The organism is Sorangium sp. So ce145, from assembly GCF_051525985.1.
GTDB lineage: Bacteria > Myxococcota_A > Polyangia > Polyangiales > Polyangiaceae > Sorangium > Sorangium cellulosum_B.
Genome location: NZ_CP150315.1, coordinates 7,773,935 through 7,790,451, shown reverse-complemented (window position 1 = coordinate 7,790,451; position 16,517 = coordinate 7,773,935). Strand labels below are relative to the sequence as shown.

Genomic DNA, 16,517 nt, shown 5'->3' with positions numbered 1-16,517 from the left:
CGCGCTGGTATCAGGGGCGTCATGACGACGATGCGTGCCAAGCGAACGGTGTCGGCCCCGCGTAGAGCTTCCAGAGCGGCCCCTCCAGCGGCCCCCGCTCCGCGTGCGGCGCCAGAGCGAGCCCATGTGCTCGACGTCCCGTTCGCGATGCGCGCGGTCGCGTCCGCGAGCGGCGCGCGCTGGGACGCGGAGCACGGCGTGTTCGTTGTTCGCGCAGAGACGCTCCCGCCGGCCCTCGCGCCGTTCCGCGCCGCGCCGTACTCGTGGGAGCGACGCATCGAGCACGAGCTCAACGACGACCCCGCGCCCGCGCCGGCCGCCCCCGCCGGGGCGATGATCCTCCGCCCGCACCAGCTGGACGGCGTGCGGGCCATCGCCGCCGCGAAGGCCGCCGGGCGCGCCGGGTTCCTCCTCGCCGACGACGTCGGCCTCGGCAAGACGATCACCGCCTGGGCAGCGGTCCTCCAGATGCCGGACGTCACGACGGTGCTGATCGTCTGTCCGCTCGCCGTCGTCGCGCACTGGCGCCGCACGGTCCAGGCCATGGGCGACGCAGGCAAAGAGATCGTGATCATCAACTATGATCGGCTGGGCAAGCTCTTCGAGGTGACCCCGGAGGCGCGGCGAAGGATTCGATCCAAGAAGGGCCTCGCGCGCGCCGGCAGCGCCGCGGAGTTCGACGTGGTGATCTGGGACGAGAGCCATCGCTGCAAGAACCCGGCGGCGGCGCGCTCCAAGCTCGCGGTCAAGCTCAACGCACGCGCAGGGTTCGCGCTGTGGCTCTCGGCCACCGCGGGGCAGAACCCGCTGGAGCTATCGTATCTCGCGCCGCTCCTGGCGAGCGCGACCGGGAGCCGCTCCGCGGATCTGAAGGACTTCGAGCAGTGGTGCGAAGGCCAGGGGCTCGGGGTTGCGCGCGGCGCGTTCGGCAGGTGGGACTGGCGCGGCGATCCGGCGGACTGCGGGAAGGTGCGCGCCCTCCTGTTCGACGGCTGTCCGGCGGTCGGGATGCGGCGTCGCCCGGAGGACGTGGCCGGCTGGCCCGAGATCAACCGCATCCTCACCCCGCTCGAGCTCGACGCCTCCGCGCGCGAGCTCTACGCGCAGGCGTGGACCGCGTTCCGCCGGGAGATGGATCTCCTGCCAAAGGGCGCGAACCCGAAGTCGGCGCTCGCCGCGATGCTGCGCCTGCGACAGAAGAGCTCGCTCATCCGCGTGGGCAGCACCGTGGAGCTGGTGCGTGAGCTGCTCGACAACGGGCATCAGGTCGCGGTCTCCGTCGCCTTCATGGAGACGCTCGAGGCCGTGGAGGCCGCGCTCGCCCGGGAGCGCGTCCCGTGCGCGCTGATCCACGGCGCGCTGCCGGCCGGCGAGAAGGAGGCCGAGCGCCTCCGCTTCCAGCGCGGCGAGCCGCGCGTGGTGCTCTTCACCGTGGAAGAGGGGATCTCGCTCCACCAGGGCGAGCACAACGAGGTGCCGCGCTCGGCGGTGATCCACGATCTGCGGTGGTCGGCGATCCAGATGGCGCAGATAGAGGGCCGCTGCCACCGCAATGGACGCTTTGCGCAGGTCTACTGGGCGTATGCCGACGATACCGTTGAAGACAAGATCGCTGCGATCGTGTGCCGCAGGATCCGGTCGATGAAGGCGATGGTCGGCGATGACGTCGAGACGATGCACGAGATTGAGCGGTTGCTCGCCGGAGCCGAGTGACAGACGCGCCACGCGCCGTGGCCATGATCGTCGCCTGCGCGCCAGAGACGAACACTTCGTGCTTACGCGGAGAAGGACGCTGCTCTACGATCGCGCCATCAACCGCGCGACGGACCGCTTGTCATGGCGTCGCCGGACGCGGCGCTTCAGCCGTCGAATCGGACGCGCGTGCCCCCCGAGGGGCGGAGCACCGGGAGGTAGCGCGAGGCGGGGAATCCGCCCTGGAGCCTGGGGCCCGAGGCCGGTAGCTCCCGCCCGAGCGCGACGAGGAACTGGACGATCTCCATCCAGGCGAGGTGATAGCCGAGGCAGAAGTGCGCGCCGCCGCCGAACTGGGCGATCTCGAGCGGCGAGAGCGCCTCCTTGCGGCCGAGCCAGCGCTCGGGGCGATAGCTGTCCGGATCCGGGTAGAGCTCGGGATCGCGCGAGAGCAGGACCAGCGGGATCGCCACGTGGGTCCCCGCGGGGACGGCGCGGCCGTCGAGCTCGAAATCGGCGACGGCGCGGCGGGCGTCGTGCGGCACCGGGGGATGGAGGCGGAGCGCCTCGCGGAACACGGCCTCGGCGAAGGGGAAGCGGCGGAGATCCGCGGGCGAGCGCGGGAGATCCGGCGCGCTCGACGCCTCCTCGCGGAGCGCGCGCCAGACCGCGGGGCTCTCGGCGAGGTGGGCGACGCACCAGGCCATGACCGAGGCCGATGTCTCGTGGCCGGCGAGGAGGAGCAGGCGGAGGTTGCCCACGAGATCCTGCTCCGAGAGCGGCTCGCCCTGCTCGTCACGGGCCGTGAGCAGCGCCGGCAGGAGGCCCTTTGCGTCGCCGCGGGCGCGCACGCCGGCGAGGATCCGGCCGATGCGCTCGTCGAGCCAGGCGCGGGCGCGGAGGCCGCGGCGCCGCGGCGAGCCCGGCACGTCGAAGGGCAGGCTGAGGATCACGAGCATCAGATCCTCGTAATAGTGGCGCCACTCAGGGAGCTCGTCGTCCTCGACGCCGGTGATCTTGAACATCACCTCGAGGGCCAGCTCGCGGGTCTCGCGCAGCAGCTGGACGTCGCGCCGGCCGAGCCACGAGCGGACCTTGCGCTCGACGCTGGTCGCGACGATCGCGCCGACCTCCGCGGCGTCGAGGCCCTTCGGCGAGAAGGGCCCGTTCATCGCGGTGCGGAGGCGGCGGTGCGAGGCGCCGTCGTGGGCCATCAGCGTCTGACCGAAGAGGTGGCCGACGCCGCCCTCGGTCAGATACGAGGAGTCGACGGCCTTGCTCTTGAAGAGCGAGAAGGCCTCGTTCGATGCGTAGATGAGCTGCCAGGCGTCGACGCCAGGAGCCCAGAAGAAGAGGGAGCCGAAGCGGCGCTGGCCCTCGCGGAGCAGGCCGAGCTCGTCGACGGCGATCGCCGGCATGTGGCCCACGACCGGGAAGCGGCCGGGGAGGATGGGGAATCCATGCCGCGTCTCGATGCGGCGGGCGAGGGGGTTGCGGCCCTGAAGGAGCGGGAGATCGGCGAAGGAAGCGGGGAGGGCGGTGGTCATGGCGCGTGCGACCTCCACGTGTATCATCACGCCGGCGCGGCCTGGGCGCCCGGAGAGGGGCGCGCCGTCATCTCCGGATCTCGGACACGAGGACGAGCCGCCCGCCGTCGTATCGGGCGCATACATGGTAGTCGGGGTCGGTCCCGGGGCCCTGCTCGAGCACACGTGCGATCACGCCGAGCAGGTTCAGCCATGGGCCGCCGGCGGCGATCAGGTAGGCAGACCAGCCTGCCTCCTCGAACGCGGTGACGACCTTCTTCGGGTCGTCGAAGCCCTTCCCCGGATCGCCGACCGCCGCGCGGAGCGCCGGCAAGAGCTCGGTGACCGCCGCCTCGCCGGCGGCGCATCGCTCGGCGGCGAACGCCCTCTCGACGCCGGCGCGCGAGGCGTCCGTCAGGGCCCACGACGCGACGAAGCGGCTCCGCTTGCCCTGCGCGGTGACCCCGAGGGTGCCGTCGCTGGCGAGCCTGCGCGCCGGCGCGGCGAGCCGGAGGTTCTGCCGGGCCTCGGCGAAGCCCTGGGCGGCGATCGTCGGGATCACCCTTGGATCGACGTGGCCTCCGGAGAGCGCCCTCGCGATCTTGCCGTAGCCGTCGGTCGCGCCCAGCTCGCCCATCCGCTCGGGATCGAGGCACACCGACACCACGGGGCTCGCGTCGAACCTGGAGCACCTGCCCTCCGGACCCCCGACCTCTTCGCCGAACGCGACGAGCTCCTTCAGGGCGGCCGGATCGCCGCCGGACCCGAAGAGCGACATCACGACGTCGAGCCGGAGGTCGGCGCCGTCCGCGTAGATCGCGACGGCGGCGATCCCGCCCTGCGCCACGCCGAGCGGCGCCCGGGCGCCGAAGCCGGCGCAGCGCGCGGCGCCCGGGCACGCCTCCAGCGGGGCGCCGCCCGCGAGGACGTCCACCACGCCCGCCAGGGCGCGCCGCGGGTCCGCCCCGCTCACGAGCGGAACGAGGAGCCGCACCCGCGTCACGTCCGCCGCGTGCTCGCGGACGACCTTCTCGAGCGCCTTGCCCGAGGCCCCCTTGGCCATGGCGTCGACGACCGCGCGCGCACTCTTCTCGGACGCGGGCACCACGGCGCCCAGGATCGGCCTTCGCGGATCGACTCCGGCCTTCGCGAGCGTCACGTCCGGCGGATCCTGGCTGCCGAGCGCGCGGTTCGCCTCGATCAGGACCTCGGCGATCTGGGGCACGTACTGGACGGCGGCGTCGAGGGCGCTGTTGCGAAGCGAGGCGTAGATCGCGGCGCCCGGCGGGAGGCGCGCGATCTGCTCGGCCGACGGGGGCGGCGGCTCGGGCGCGGCTCCCCCGGGCGCGGCCGGGTCGCTCGCCGCCGGTTGCGCCGGCGCCGCCGCGGACGCGCTCGCCGATGCGCTCGGTCGCGCCGGTTGCGCGGCGGCGCTCGACGAGCTCGCGCCGGTCGAGCCTTGCCGCGCGACGCAGGCCGCGCTCCCCGCCCCGAGCGCGATCCCTGCGCCGAGGAGGACGATGGGGAGGAGCTCTCGAAGGGGCATGAGCGGGCTTCATGCCCTCGCGGTCGCCGCGCCACAAGCCATGAGGTGATACGCTCACGCGTATGGGCGGCCAGGGGCGGAGGTGCGGGGCGTCCGGCAGGGTGAGCCGGGGCCTTCACGAGATCGTGCGCGCCGTGGCATGGAGCGGGGCGATGGTCGTGGTGGGCTGCGGGGCCGCGCCGCCTCCGCGGCCCGTGAGCGATTTCGATCTCCTGTTCCGAGACGAGGGCAAGGAAGAAGAGCCCGAGCAGCAACCCGTGCTCGACGTCATCGCCGTGGCGGATACGGACTTTGACGGCAGGTCGGATCTGTCCCTGAAAGGCATCCGCGGTGGTGCGCTGTACTTCACCGAGACACGAGGACACGGCCTCCGTCGGCTCGATCTCGAAGGCGGCGCGCGGTTGATGGACGATGTGGATCCTTTCGGCGAGCCGATCGTGACCGCGTCGCTTCCTGGCGCGCTGTCGACGGCCGGGACCAGCGATCGAGCGCTCTGGCTCTCCAGGCGCGAGGGCCCGCCTGGGGTCGCCGCGAACGCGCCGGCCGGGCCATCCATCGACCGGACCGAGCTCGTGGACTCGGGCTTTCTGTACCGGAGGAGCGGGGACTACCTGATGCGGCAGCCGGCGCGAGGAGGTCCAGCGATCCCGGTGGCGCGCGCGCGCGACACGCTGCGGAGCGAATACACGTTCGCGAGCGATGGCCGCTCTCTTTATCGAGCCTCTCAGAAGGCGCTGTTCAGGGCGCCCCTCTCGGGCGGGGCCTGGCAAGAGGTCGCGAGGCTGCCGCCCGCCGACCGGGCGTGGACCATCCATCCGATCGCGGGGAAGCTTTACGCGCTCTCCTCCAGGATGCTGCTCCGGCTCGATCCGGAGGCCCCCCGCGCGCGGCGGCTCGTGGTGCTCGACGGCGTGCCCATCGGATCCATCGCTGTCCTGGGGTCGGCGCTCTACTACACGACGCGACAGGAGACGGGTGACGTGCTGTGGGTGACGCCGAAGCGCGGAGGCGCCTCGACGCCCGCGTTGAAGCTCGAGCAGCTCGGCGCTGCGCCCGCGCTCGACGAGGCGCATGCCTTCTTCCTCACCGTGGACGGCAGGCTGGTGCGCGCGAGCCTGACCGGAGGCTCGAGGGAGACGCTGGTCGTGTCCGACGACGTCGCCCGCGCGCTGTCGGCGCCGGAGCCCTACGGTTACGGTCCGAGCGCGTCGCGGGAGGATCTCCGGGGATCGCCGGCCTTGCCAGAGCTCGTGGCGGTCGACGCGACGAGCGTGTACTGGGTGGACCGAGCACAGCGCGCGGCGCTGAAGCTCCCGAAGCGAGGCGGTTCCATCGAAGTGCTCGTGAGGGGCCTGGAGAGCCCGGACAAGCTCGCCATCGACGATCTGTACGTTTACCTGTCCGACGACGGTCCCGGTGGCACGCGGCTGCTGCGGATCGACAAGACTGGAGGGCGCCCCGAGGTGCTGGCGCGCGCGCGGGTGCCAGCGTTCCACTTCAGCGCGAGCGGCGAGGCGCTGTTTTGGGCAGCGGACGACGACCTCTTCAGCCTTTCTCGAGAGGATGGCTTCCGCGCCCTGCCTCGCCTGGGGAGCTTGCTCGATAGATCCATGTCCCACAACGTCGACTGCAGCTTCGCCGCGCGTGGAGGGGACGTGTTCTATGCGCGGTGCGAGGATGACTGGAGCTCGTCGCTCGTCGTCCGCCGGAGCGGGGAGCAGCGCGCGCTGCGCATCCTCGGCGCCCACCACAGGCACCCCGCCAGGCTCGCCGTGGACGCGGACGCCGTGTACATCCTCGAGGTGGGCACGAAAGCGGGGCCCAGATCGCGCGTCTCGGGCCGGGAGCGCTTCCATTGCTGCAGCATCTGGGCGGCGCCGCGATGACGAGCGCGCGCGCCGGGGGTCGTTCCTTGCAGGCCCTTGTCCTCTGCCAGGCGACAGTCCCGCCGCCGCGCCCAGGTTTGCAAGGTCTCGTGCTGGACCGGCGTCGGCTCGGACACCCAGGTGAACGTGCAGCGCTACGACTACCTCGGCAACCCGGTCGACAGCCAGTTCACGAATACGTATCTCGGCGCCGAGATGTTCACGCCCTGCTGAGCGAGCGCTGACACCGGGGGGCCGAGATCACTCGCCCGTGTCGAACTCGCACGCGGTGACCTCCGGCGCACACTCACCCTCCACGTTGGCGGCCACAGAGGCGAGGCATTCGTTGCACTCGGCGCTCCGCGCCTCGCCGGCGCCGCACGCGCCATAGCAGGGCAATTCCTCCACCAGGCCGCAGGCAACGCAGAGACAGTCCATGAGCACCTCGTAAATCTCGGCCGACGCCTCGCACATGTCCGCCGGATCGTCGGTGTCGTAAGGTGGCAACGAGCAGGTCGCGCATTCGGCGCTGCCACCGGCTCCGCCCGCGGCGCCGACCTCGCCGCCCGCGCCAGCGCCCGCCTCGCCTCCCGTCGAGCTGCCGCCGGCCTCGCCTCCCGTCGAGCTGCCGCCCGCGCTGCCACCGGTCCCGCCACCCGTCGAGCTGCCGCCGGTCCCGCCGCCTCCGCCCACCAGATGGTAGCTTTCGTCCAGCCCCGCCAGCGCGGTACACCCGCCGGCCGCCGCAAGCCCGATCAGCGCCATCGCCAGGGACGCGTTCACACGCTTCGAGCCCGCCATGGCGCCGGAGCATCACTCGCTTACGCCTCCGGCGTCAAGTGACCGTACGGCTGGTTCGACCTGGGCCGTGGCTCGATGCACGCACGACACGTGTGCTCGTCAAGTCTGTTCCAATCGTAGGTATCGCATGTCCATGGACGACGGCGCGCATGACCGCCGCCCCCGAGCTCGGCCTGATCGCCTTGCCGTGCGCTGCCATGTCGTGGCTCGCCATGGCACAGAAAACCAGCGGGTTTCTCTCGTGCCGGAGCGGGCATGTCCCGTGCTCGACGCGGCGGCCATGACACACAAGTGCTTTCTCTGGTTGGCTCGTGGTTCCTTCATTGCGTGGGCGATGCTGGGCGGCGCGGCGTGCGGCGAAGATGACCATGGACCTGCGAGCGCGGAATCGACCAGCACCAGCGGAGCGGGCGCGAGCGGCAGCGCCGGCGCTGGCGGCTCCGGAGGCGGCGGCGGCAGCGCCGCGAGCGGCGGAGGCGGCGGCAGCGCCGCGAGCGGCGGAGTCGGCGGCTCCGGGGGCGGGGGTGGCAGCGCCGCGAGCGCTGGCGGCTCCGGAGGCGGCGGCGGCAGCGCCGCGAGCGGCGGAGCCGGCGGCTCCGGGGGCGCGAGCAGCCATGGCCTGACGTGCCGCGAGTCGAGCTTTCCGGCGTTCAGCAAGGCCTGCGAACAGGCGAGCGACTGCGTCGTGTTGCCGCACGTCACGACCTGCTGCGGAGACGTCCTGTTCGTCGGCGTGGACGCGGACGACAAGGAAGCGTTCGAGGCCGCCGAGGCGGCGTGCCTCGCCGGCTCGCCGCTGTGCGATTGCCCGTCGCAGCCGTCGCTCGCGGAGGACGGCCGTCGGCTCGAGAGAGAGAGCGAGCAAGCGGTCGCGGCGCGCTGCGACGAGGGGTCGTGCACGTCGGAGATCAGAGATTTGCCCTAGCTCGACCTTCGTTCGCGGGGACACGAGGTGCTGGCGTCACTCCAGATCCCGGGTGTCGTGCGGTACATCGCGAACGGCGCGACCGCCGCGGGGTGCCCCTACCTCGCGATGGAGTGGCTCGACGGCGAGACGCTTGGTGAGCGTTCGCCGCGGCGCCGCTACGCCGTGCGTTCCACTGAGCTGTCGGCCGCGCTCGCGGACCGCTTCAGGCCGAGGCGCGAGAGCCGGGCCGGGGCGTCCCCGGGCGCGGGGTGCCGGATCGTCCCTTCCGGCTCGAGCGGCGGCGCGGCCGGCTCGTTGCCGGTGATCTGCTTGAGGCCGTAAAAGCCGTTCATCGCCGCCGAAAGCATCATGGCGCCGCGGCTCAGCGACCGCGCGCCGCGCGCGAGGCGCTCGAGCACCGCCGCGGGGCCGAAGGCGCGATTCCACATCTGGCGGTGGGCGGCGAGGAGCTGCTCGGGGGACATGCGCGCCGGCCGGAAGGCGACGCCGTAGCCGCTGTAATGGGGCCAGTCACGCTCCTCCAGGATGCGCCCGTCTCGCCGGTGCTCGTCGTACAGCGGCGTGCCCCGGAACGGCGTGAGGATGCTCAGGAACGGGACGTCGACGCCGATCTCGTTCAGCCGATCGGCCGTGGAGGCGATGACCTCCGGCGTCTGATCGTCGAAGCCCGAGATGAAGCCCGCCATCACGCAGATCCCGCGATCGTGCAGCTTCCGGATGGCCTCGCGGTACTCGCGCGCGCGGTTCTGGCGCTTGTCGACGCTCTTGAGATCGGCCTCGTCGAGGCTCTCGATGCCGAGGAAGATGCCGATACAGCCGGACCGCTCCATCGCGTCGAGCAGCTCCCGGTCCTTGACGATATCGATGGATGCCTGCGTGAGCCACCAGCGATCGAGCCCGGCGAGCTCGCGCAGGAGCTCCTTGGCCCAGCGGCGCTGGACGAGCAGGTTGTCGTCCCAGAACCACGCGACCTTCTCCTGCCAGAAGCGGGGGAAATGCGTGGTGGCGATGTCGCGGATCACCTCGTCGACGGGGCGCACGCGGAAGCCGGGGTTGAGGTCGGGCACCGTGCAGAAGCTGCACGTGAACGGGCAGCCGCGCGTCGCCTGGAGCACGCGGGGGACCAGGAAGCGCTCTTCGAGCAGATCGTAGCGAGGGGTCGGCAACCCCGCGAGCGACGCCGGTTCGCCGTGATAGACGCGGCGCTGCGTGCCTCGCGCGAGATCGCGCAGGACCGAGGGCCAGACCGCCTCGGCCTCCCCGGTGACCACCACGTCCACGTGCTGGAGCGCCTCCTCGATCCAGTACGAGACATGCGGGCCGCCGGCGACGACGCGCACGCCGAGGGCGCGGTAGCGATCGGCGAGCGCGTAGGCGCGGCGCGCGAAGCCGGAGAAGAACGAGAGCGCGACCACGTCCGGCGAGGCGTCGACGGGGACGGGGCGCACCTGCTCGTGGAAGAGCTCGACCTCGTGCTCCGGCGGGGTGATCGCCGCGAGGTGGATCCCGGTGACCGGCGGGACGAAATGGAAGCGGTGGCCCCGGCGATAGCGGGGGACGTAACTCACGACGATCCGCACCTTCATCAGCGCCTCCTCGGGATCATGGTTCTCATCGGATCGGACCCGCGATGACGGCGTGGATCCGCGGGGGGAAGGCGATCCGGTGAGACGTGCTGAGAATAACGGAAGGCGGGACGCGTCGATTCCAGAATCCGGAGGAGCTACCGTGGAGGGACGGTGGTGGACGCGTGAGGGGGCCGAGGAAGCGAGAGGAACGATGACTATCGATGTCGATCAAACCGAGAGCTAGCCGCTCACCCCATCCCCCGGACGCGGCGCAGCAGCGCCTCCGCCGGCTCGTAGCCCCGCCCCTCCGCGCGGGCCAGCGCCGCCTCGGTGGGCACGAGCTCTCCGGAGAACGCCCTGGCGAGGATCGTGGGCGGGAGCCTGTCGGCCCGGGCCGCAGCGCGGGCCACGCGCTCCTCGACCTCGCTGGCGAGCGCGAAGAGCGCCTGTGCGCGGCGGACGATCTCCGCCTGCTCCTCCGCCGGCGGCACCGGCACGGGGATGCCGTTGAGCGCCGCCTGCGTGAGCTTCGGCTGGGCCGAGCCGGTCACGTGGTGCTGCAGGTCGAGCGAGTTCAGGAGCAGCTCGAGGTACCCGAGGACCACGCCGGCCTTCGGCTGGACCACATGAGCATGGTTGTTCACCCAGAACCTCCCGCTCGCGGCGAACGCCACCCGGGTGTTCCTCGACAGGAGGTTCGCGCCGTCCTCGGCGATCAGCAGATACTCCCCGTCGAACAGGTAGCCATCGATCGAGTCGATGACCCCCGACGCGCCGTAATACGGATACGGCCCCCGGCGCCTCGCTCGAACCGCGGAGCTCACGGGGACACGTCGGCCATCGTGGTTGTCCACCAGGGAGCCGAACGGGCAGCGGACCCAGGACGGCGGCAGGGGGCGCTCCGGACCGTCGCAGCTCGCCCCTGGCGCGGCCGGCGCCGACGTCGAGCAGCGCGGCGGGGGCTCCGCCGGTCCCGCGGCCGGCGCGGCGGCGCCCGGCGCGCGCAGGTCCTCGGTGAGCCTCCCCGAGCACGCCGCCGCCAGCACGGCCTGCCGGAGCCGCCGGAGGAGCAGCGACGACCTTGCCAGCCGGGCCTTCGCCGCGTCTACCTCACCGAGCAGGGCCTCGGCCTTCGCGACGATGCGGCGCTGCTCGGGGAGGGGGGGCAGCGCGAACGGCCGCTCGAGCGTCTCGCGCACCTTCACGAACGGCTGCGCGGAGCCGCCCTTCGCCCAGAATCCCTCGTCGTTGAGGTGGAGGAACAGGTAACCGACGTCGATGGCCCGCTCATCCGGCCAGACCACATGGGTGTTCGCGATCGCCGACCACCGCCCGCGCGCCTTGAACGCCTTCCCGCACCGCGTCCCCACCGCGGAGACGACGATCGCCTCGCCCTCGTGCTCCCAGCCGTCGCACCACACGTCGGGGCCGGCGGCGCTGAACCCCTGGTAGCGCCCTGGCCGCTGCTCGGCGTGGAGCTTCCCCTTGATGAGCTTCGAGCTCCCGCTCCGGTGCGAGCAGATCGACGCGAGCGTCGTCTCGGCCCACCCCTCGGGCAGCGGCCCGCTCACGCCTCCGCCGCCTTCGCCCCGCCCTCGAGCAGCGCGAGCACGCGGTTCAGCGCGGCGACCGCCTCCGTCAGCTCCTGGAGGGCGTCGGTCGCGAGCTCCTCCGGCTCGGGCATCTCGCCGGCCTCGTCGAGCGACTCCTCCTTGAGCCACCTCAGCCCGTCGAGCTTGAACTCTCGCTCCTTCACCTCGCGGAGCTCGAAGCTGCGGAACCGACCCTCGCTGGAGCTCGCCGCCTCGCGCGCCCCGCGCCCGTCGGGGTCGCCGCCGTAGCACCGCTCGAACTCCGCGAAGTGCGCCGGGGAGAGCGGCCGGCCCTTCTTGGTGATCGACGGGACGCCCGTCCGGGCGTCGTAGATCCAGACCCTCTCCGTCGCGCGGCCCTTCGTGAAGAAGACGACGTTGGCCTTCACCCCGGCGCTGTACGGCGTGAAGGTCCCGTGCGGCAGGCGGAGCACCGTGTGCAGGTCGCAGCCCCTGGCGAGGATCTCCAGCACCGCGCCTGCCTGGTCGGCGAAAAGGCAATGGTCCGGCAGGACCATCGCCGCCCGGCCGCCGGGCCTCAGGATCGTCAGCACGTGCTGGATGAAGTTGAGCTGCTTGTTCGCGGTCGCGATCGCGAAATCCTCGCGGCGCGGCGTCTCGTAGGCCCCCTTCGTGCCGAACGGCGGGTTCGTCAGGATCACGTCGAACCGCTCGTCCGGCGGGGCGTCGAGCGAGTCGCCGAGGGTGATCCTCGGCTCGATCCCGTGGAGGTACAGGTTCATCAGGGCGAGCCGGCGGGGGCGCGCGACGAGCTCCTGGCCGAAGAACGCCCCGGCCTTGATCCGGCGCGCCGCCTCCCGGTCGAGCGCTCCCCGCGCCTCGGCCTCGATCCACTCCCAGGCGGCGACGAGGAAGCCCCCGGTGCCGCACGCCGGGTCGCACAGGGCGAAGCCCGGCTTCCCCTGCGGATCGGGCCTGATGCACCGCACGATCGACTGGATCAGGGCGCGGGGCGTGAAGTACTGCCCCGCGCCCTTCTTGCCCTCGGCGGCGGCCTTCTCCAGGAGGCCCTCGTACGCCGCGGCCTGGATGTCCACGCCGAGGCGCGTCCACTCGATCTCGTCGATGAGGTCGACGAGCTTCCCGAGGCTCGCGGGGCTCTTGAAGCGCGGCTGCGAGCCCGCGTAGATCTCCCCGAGGACGCCGGGGGCTCCGTGGAGGGATCGGAGGACGTCGGCGTAGCGGTCGAGCAGCGCTTGCCCGCTGCGCGCGCGCAGCGCGGGCCAGGAGCAGTCGGTCGCGTCGACCTCGCCGCGGGGCGTCCTGTGCTCGACGCGCGAGAGATCGATGCCTCGCTCGGAGGCCATCTTCAGGAAGAGCAGGTAGGTGATCTGCTCGATGTAGTCCCCGTGGTCGATGCCGTCGTGGCGGAGCGTGTGGCAGAACCCCCAGAGCTTTCCAACAACGTCGGTCATGCGGCGGCGGCTTCGTTCGGGTCGTGGAGCGGGAAGGCGAGGCGCGGGAGGAGCCGGCTTACCACGGCCGGGCGCCTCACGGCGGCCGCCGCGCTCGTCCATGGCGCTGGGACGCGCCGCCGCCGATGTACTAGGCTCGTCCCGTGCCGCGCGCCCTCACCTCGCTGCTCGCGCTCTTCTTGCCGCGATCGCTCCGATCGTCGCTGCCGCCGCGGCTGCCGCTGCCGCTCCTGTCGCTCTTGCCGCTGTCCGGCCTCGCCTGCGCGTCGCCCTCGCTCCCCGATCCCAAGGAGGCGGTGCAGGTCTACGCCGACGCGGCGGCGCGCGGCGACGCCGACGCCATCTACGGCATGCTGAGCGACAAGAGCCGCACCGCGATGTCGCGCGACGAGGTGCGGCGGCGCGTCGCCGAGGCGCGCGCCGAGCTCGCGGAGCAGGCGCGGAGCGTCACGGCGCCCGGGGTCGTGGTCAAGACCCGCGCCCGCGTCCGCTACCCGGACGGCGAGATCGCGACCCTCGAGCTCGACGAGCGCGAGCGCGCCTTCCGGATCTCGGCCGCCGACGCGCTGCCCGCGGGCGGCCGCACCCCCGAGCAGGCCCTCCAGCAGCTCCGCCGCGTCCTCGCGCGCCGCAGCTACGCCGGCCTGCTGCGCGTCCTCACGCCGGCCACGCGCGCCGCCATCGAGAGCGACCTCCGCTCGCTCGTCGAGGGGCTCGCCCAGCCCGAGGGGCTCGAGGTCCGGATTGCCGGCGACTCCGCGACGGTGCAGATCCCGGGTGGGCACGAGGTGAAGCTCCGGCGCGAGGCGGGCGTATGGCGGGTCGAGGACTTCGATTGAGACGATGGCTCGGCCGGCTCGGCGCTCGCCGGCCGCGCGGCCAGGGCGGTGAGGCGGCGCCGCCGCCCTCACGCCCCGCCGCCTCGGCCCGGCCGCGGCGCCTCGCCGTGGCGCGACCGCGGCGCCTCGCGGCCGCGGCGCTGGTGCTTGTCTCCGCGCTGCTCCTCCTCGCGGTGCCGCGCCCCGTGCGCGCCTTCGGCGAGGAGGGGGCGTGGAACCCGCGGCCGCTGCTGACGGGCGACGCGCGATGGGAGGGGGTGCGCGCCACCGCCCCCGCGCGCTGGTCGTTCGAGCTGGAGCGGCGGACGAGCGCGCCGGCGCGCCGCAACCCGACCACGGTCCGCGCCGACGATCCGGCGCTGCTCGCCGAGCCGTTCGCGCTCTGGGGCGGCGAGGGCGATCTCCCGCCGCTCACCGAGCGCGAGGTCTTCGGCCTGCGCCGCTTCCTCGCGCTCGGCGGCGTGCTCCTCGTCGACGACTTCGCCCCGGGCAGCGGCGCGTTCGGCCGCGCCGCGCGGCGCGAGCTCGCCCGCGTCCTGCCGGAGGGCTCTCCCATCCCGATCGGCACGGAAAACGTCGTCTTCCGCTCCTTCTATCTCCTCCCGCGCGCCGTCGGCCGCGTCGAGGGGCCGCCGAAGCTCTCCGCGATCGTTCGCGGCGGCATGCCGCAGGTGATCTTCTCCGACCACGACCTCGCCGGCGCCCTGGCGCGCTCGGAGGGCGGGGGGCCGAGCGTCGAGGTCACGCCCGGGGGCGAGGCGCAGCGGGAGCGCGCGTTCCGCCTGGCCGTGAACATCGCGATGTACGTGCTCTGCTCGAACTACAAGGACGACCAGGTGCACGCGCCGTTCCTGATGCGCCGCCGCGCCATCGACGACAACCGACCCCGCTCCGCGCCCGCGCGGCGGTGAGGCGCGATGACTCCGGGTCGCCTCGCCGCTGCGCCGAAGCTGGTCTGGCAGGACGACCATTTCACCGTGCTGTTCGACGCGTCCCTGCGCGTCGTCTGGACCGTCCGCAGCTCCAGGCCGTTCGCGTCGCTGGAGGAGATCGAGGCCGTGATGGGGGAGCTCATCCGCGTCCTCGACCGGCTGGGCCGCGCCCATCACGCCCTCTTCGTCGACGTCCGCGCCGTCCCCGGCAGGAACGATCCGTCGTTCGAGGCGACGATGAAGCGCTTCCGACCGCACTGGCTGCGGGGCTTCCGGCGGGTCGGCGTGCTCGTGCAGAGCGTCGCCGGCGCGCTCCAGATCCAGCGCTTCGCGAGGGATGACGGCATCGAGCGGCTGATCACGAGCGATGAGGCCGCGCTCCTCCGGTACCTCACGCAGGAGGGCTGAGCGGCCAGGAGCTCTGGTGTCTGGCCGCGCTCAGCTACCGTCTGGCGTGGCGGAGGGCGTGCGCGATGCCGCTCTGCAGCGTGCTCAGCGTCGTGATCCCGGAGAGATCCACGCCGAGCGTGACGAGCGTCTGCGCCACCTCCGGGCGGACGCCGGTGAGCACCACGCGGGTGCCGAGCAGCTGGGCGGCGCGCGCGGTGCGCGTCAGCGCGTCCGCGACGTGCGTGTCGACGGCGCGCACGCCGGTGATGTCCAGGATCGCCGTGTGGGCGCCCTGGCTGCTGATGCCGGAGAGCAACGTCTCCATGATCTGCTCCGCCCGCACGCTGTCGATCGTCCCGACGAGCGGCATCGCGACCACCCGGTCGGCGAGCGGGATGAGCGGCGTGGACAGCTCCCGGAGGGCGGCCTGCTGCGCGAAGATGATCTCCTCCTGCAGCGCGGCCCGCTCCGCCTCCGCGCGCTTCAGCGACGTGATCTCGGTCACGATGCCGCCCATGCCGATCGGCGTCCCGCGCTCGTCGTGGATCGGGAATTTGACCGTGAAGAAATGGTGTTGAGTGCCGTCTACCGGCACCACCTCCTCGAACTGCATGACCTGCCCGCCGGTGAGCACCTCCCGCTCCTTCGCCACGATCATCGCGGTGGCCCCGGGGTCCACGGCGCCCAGCTCGGCCTCGTCTCGGCCGATGAGCTCGAGGACGTGCCTGTTCAGCATCTGCGCGTGCGTGCGGTTGGCCAGGACGTAGCGGCCCGCGGTGTCCTTGACGAAGATGGAGCTGCGCGCGTTGTCCACCAGCTGCAGGAGCAGCTGGTACCGCCCCTGCACCGTCTTCTCCCTCCGCTCCCGGTCGCCGGCGTCATCGACGAGCGCCGCGATCTCGAGCGCGTCGCCCCTGCCGTCGCGCAGCACGGCGTAGGTCCACCGGCAGAGGAGCGGGTGACCTCCCTTCGTCCTGCACGCGCTCGTGGTCGCGGCAAAGCGGCTCTCCTCCCGGGCAAAGTCGAACGCCCGCGCCGCGGCGGCGGACACGGGGACCGCGCCCACGAGCTCGGCCAGCGGGCGGCCGACGGCCTCGCTCGCGCTCCAGCCGAAGAGGCGCTCGGCGCTGTCGTTCCAGTACGTCACCGCGCCGTCCAGGCGCCAGTGGAGCACCGCCGGCACCGCCGTGGGCAGCCCCTCGAGCGCGTCGAGGGCCTCCGCGCCTGCCGCGCCTTCCGGCGCGGCGCCGTTCTGTGCGTGTCCTGGCGCGGCTCCGTTCTGTGCGTGACCGTTGGAGCGCTCCGCCAGGGCCTTCTCCAGCGCCTCGACACGCGCGCGCAGCTCTGCGTTCTCTGCCCTGAGCCGCCCGGCCTCGTCCTGCTCTTCGCGCATCGTCACAAG

Annotated in this window: 14 protein-coding genes; 7 read left to right on the top strand and 7 right to left on the bottom strand. The window is 72.6% G+C overall.

The window, feature by feature from the left end:
- Positions 1–126 precede the first annotated feature (126 nt).
- Positions 127–1,713 carry an SNF2-related protein gene (locus WMF34_RS28550; protein WP_437989779.1) on the top strand — a complete coding sequence of 529 codons (1,587 nt, stop codon included), beginning with the start codon at positions 127–129 and terminating at the stop codon, positions 1,711–1,713.
- Positions 1,714–1,859: 146 nt separating this feature from the next.
- Here WMF34_RS28550 and WMF34_RS28545 read toward each other — a convergent pair whose 3' ends face one another.
- Positions 1,860–3,239, bottom strand: a complete 1,380-nt coding sequence (locus WMF34_RS28545; RefSeq protein WP_012238159.1) for a cytochrome P450 — start codon at positions 3,237–3,239, stop codon at positions 1,860–1,862.
- Positions 3,240–3,306: 67 nt separating this feature from the next.
- Complete coding sequence (locus WMF34_RS28540) at positions 3,307–4,764, bottom strand: hypothetical protein (protein ID WP_012238158.1); 1,458 nt, start codon at positions 4,762–4,764, stop codon at positions 3,307–3,309.
- Between the two features lie 101 nt (positions 4,765–4,865).
- On the opposite strand from WMF34_RS28540, the gene WMF34_RS28535 reads away from it, so the two are divergent.
- Positions 4,866–6,650, top strand: coding sequence for a hypothetical protein (locus WMF34_RS28535; RefSeq protein WP_437989778.1), 1,785 nt, complete (start codon positions 4,866–4,868; stop codon positions 6,648–6,650).
- Between the two features lie 36 nt (positions 6,651–6,686).
- Positions 6,687–6,863 carry a hypothetical protein gene (locus tag WMF34_RS28530; protein WP_437989777.1) on the top strand — a complete coding sequence of 59 codons (177 nt, stop codon included), beginning with the start codon at positions 6,687–6,689 and terminating at the stop codon, positions 6,861–6,863.
- 27 nt (positions 6,864–6,890) lie between these two features.
- Here the strand turns inward: WMF34_RS28530 and WMF34_RS28525 are convergent, their stop codons facing one another.
- Positions 6,891–7,430 (bottom strand): hypothetical protein, encoded by a 540-nt coding sequence (locus WMF34_RS28525; protein WP_437989776.1) that lies wholly within the window; start codon positions 7,428–7,430, stop codon positions 6,891–6,893.
- A gap of 280 nt (positions 7,431–7,710) precedes the next feature.
- On the opposite strand from WMF34_RS28525, the gene WMF34_RS28520 reads away from it, so the two are divergent.
- Complete coding sequence (locus tag WMF34_RS28520) at positions 7,711–8,355, top strand: hypothetical protein (protein ID WP_437989775.1); 645 nt, start codon at positions 7,711–7,713, stop codon at positions 8,353–8,355.
- Positions 8,356–8,513: 158 nt separating this feature from the next.
- On the opposite strand, the gene WMF34_RS28515 is transcribed toward WMF34_RS28520, so the two are convergent.
- From WMF34_RS28515 to WMF34_RS28505, 3 genes are all read right to left on the bottom strand, one after another.
- On the bottom strand, positions 8,514–9,944 hold the full coding sequence (locus WMF34_RS28515; RefSeq protein ID WP_437989774.1) for a B12-binding domain-containing radical SAM protein: 1,431 nt from the start codon (positions 9,942–9,944) through the stop codon (positions 8,514–8,516).
- 230 nt (positions 9,945–10,174) lie between these two features.
- On the bottom strand, positions 10,175–11,497 hold the full coding sequence (locus tag WMF34_RS28510; RefSeq protein WP_437989773.1) for a restriction endonuclease subunit S: 1,323 nt from the start codon (positions 11,495–11,497) through the stop codon (positions 10,175–10,177).
- Positions 11,494–12,954: an N-6 DNA methylase gene (locus tag WMF34_RS28505; RefSeq protein ID WP_437989772.1), complete on the bottom strand. Its 1,461-nt coding sequence runs from the start codon at positions 12,952–12,954 to the stop codon at positions 11,494–11,496. Before WMF34_RS28505 ends, WMF34_RS28510 begins: the two co-directional genes overlap by 4 nt.
- A 143-nt stretch (positions 12,955–13,097) precedes the next feature.
- Here WMF34_RS28505 and WMF34_RS28500 point away from each other — a divergent pair, with 143 nt between their 5' ends.
- The 3 genes from WMF34_RS28500 to WMF34_RS28490 are packed head-to-tail and all read left to right on the top strand — an operon-like array spanning position 13,098 to position 15,133.
- A complete protein-coding gene (locus tag WMF34_RS28500) occupies positions 13,098–13,793 on the top strand; it encodes a hypothetical protein (RefSeq protein WP_437989771.1) in 696 nt (231 codons plus the stop codon).
- A complete protein-coding gene (locus tag WMF34_RS28495; RefSeq protein ID WP_437989770.1) occupies positions 13,790–14,704 on the top strand; it encodes a DUF4159 domain-containing protein in 915 nt (304 codons plus the stop codon). The genes WMF34_RS28500 and WMF34_RS28495 overlap by 4 nt, the downstream gene beginning before the upstream one ends.
- Positions 14,705–14,710: 6 nt before the next feature.
- Positions 14,711–15,133, top strand: a complete 423-nt coding sequence (locus WMF34_RS28490) for a hypothetical protein (protein WP_437989769.1) — start codon at positions 14,711–14,713, stop codon at positions 15,131–15,133.
- 34 nt (positions 15,134–15,167) lie between these two features.
- On the opposite strand, the gene WMF34_RS28485 is transcribed toward WMF34_RS28490, so the two are convergent.
- Positions 15,168–16,508: a PAS domain-containing protein gene (locus tag WMF34_RS28485; protein WP_012238147.1), complete on the bottom strand. Its 1,341-nt coding sequence runs from the start codon at positions 16,506–16,508 to the stop codon at positions 15,168–15,170.
- Positions 16,509–16,517: the final 9 nt, after the last annotated feature.

Bases quoted from the DNA above. Each gene is read 5' to 3' on its own strand.
- WMF34_RS28515 (WP_437989774.1), bottom strand. From the start codon at position 9,944: ATGAAGGTGCGGATCGTCGTGAGTTACGTCCCCCGCTATCGCCGGGGC.
- WMF34_RS28540 (WP_012238158.1), bottom strand. From the start codon at position 4,764: ATGCCCCTTCGAGAGCTCCTCCCCATCGTCCTCCTCGGCGCAGGGATC.
- WMF34_RS28490 (WP_437989769.1), top strand. From the start codon at position 14,711: ATGACTCCGGGTCGCCTCGCCGCTGCGCCGAAGCTGGTCTGGCAGGAC.
- WMF34_RS28525 (WP_437989776.1), bottom strand. From the start codon at position 7,430: ATGGCGGGCTCGAAGCGTGTGAACGCGTCCCTGGCGATGGCGCTGATC.
- WMF34_RS28545 (WP_012238159.1), bottom strand. From the start codon at position 3,239: ATGACCACCGCCCTCCCCGCTTCCTTCGCCGATCTCCCGCTCCTTCAG.
- WMF34_RS28485 (WP_012238147.1), bottom strand. From the start codon at position 16,508: ATGCGCGAAGAGCAGGACGAGGCCGGGCGGCTCAGGGCAGAGAACGCA.
- WMF34_RS28505 (WP_437989772.1), bottom strand. From the start codon at position 12,954: ATGACCGACGTTGTTGGAAAGCTCTGGGGGTTCTGCCACACGCTCCGC.
- WMF34_RS28520 (WP_437989775.1), top strand. From the start codon at position 7,711: ATGACACACAAGTGCTTTCTCTGGTTGGCTCGTGGTTCCTTCATTGCG.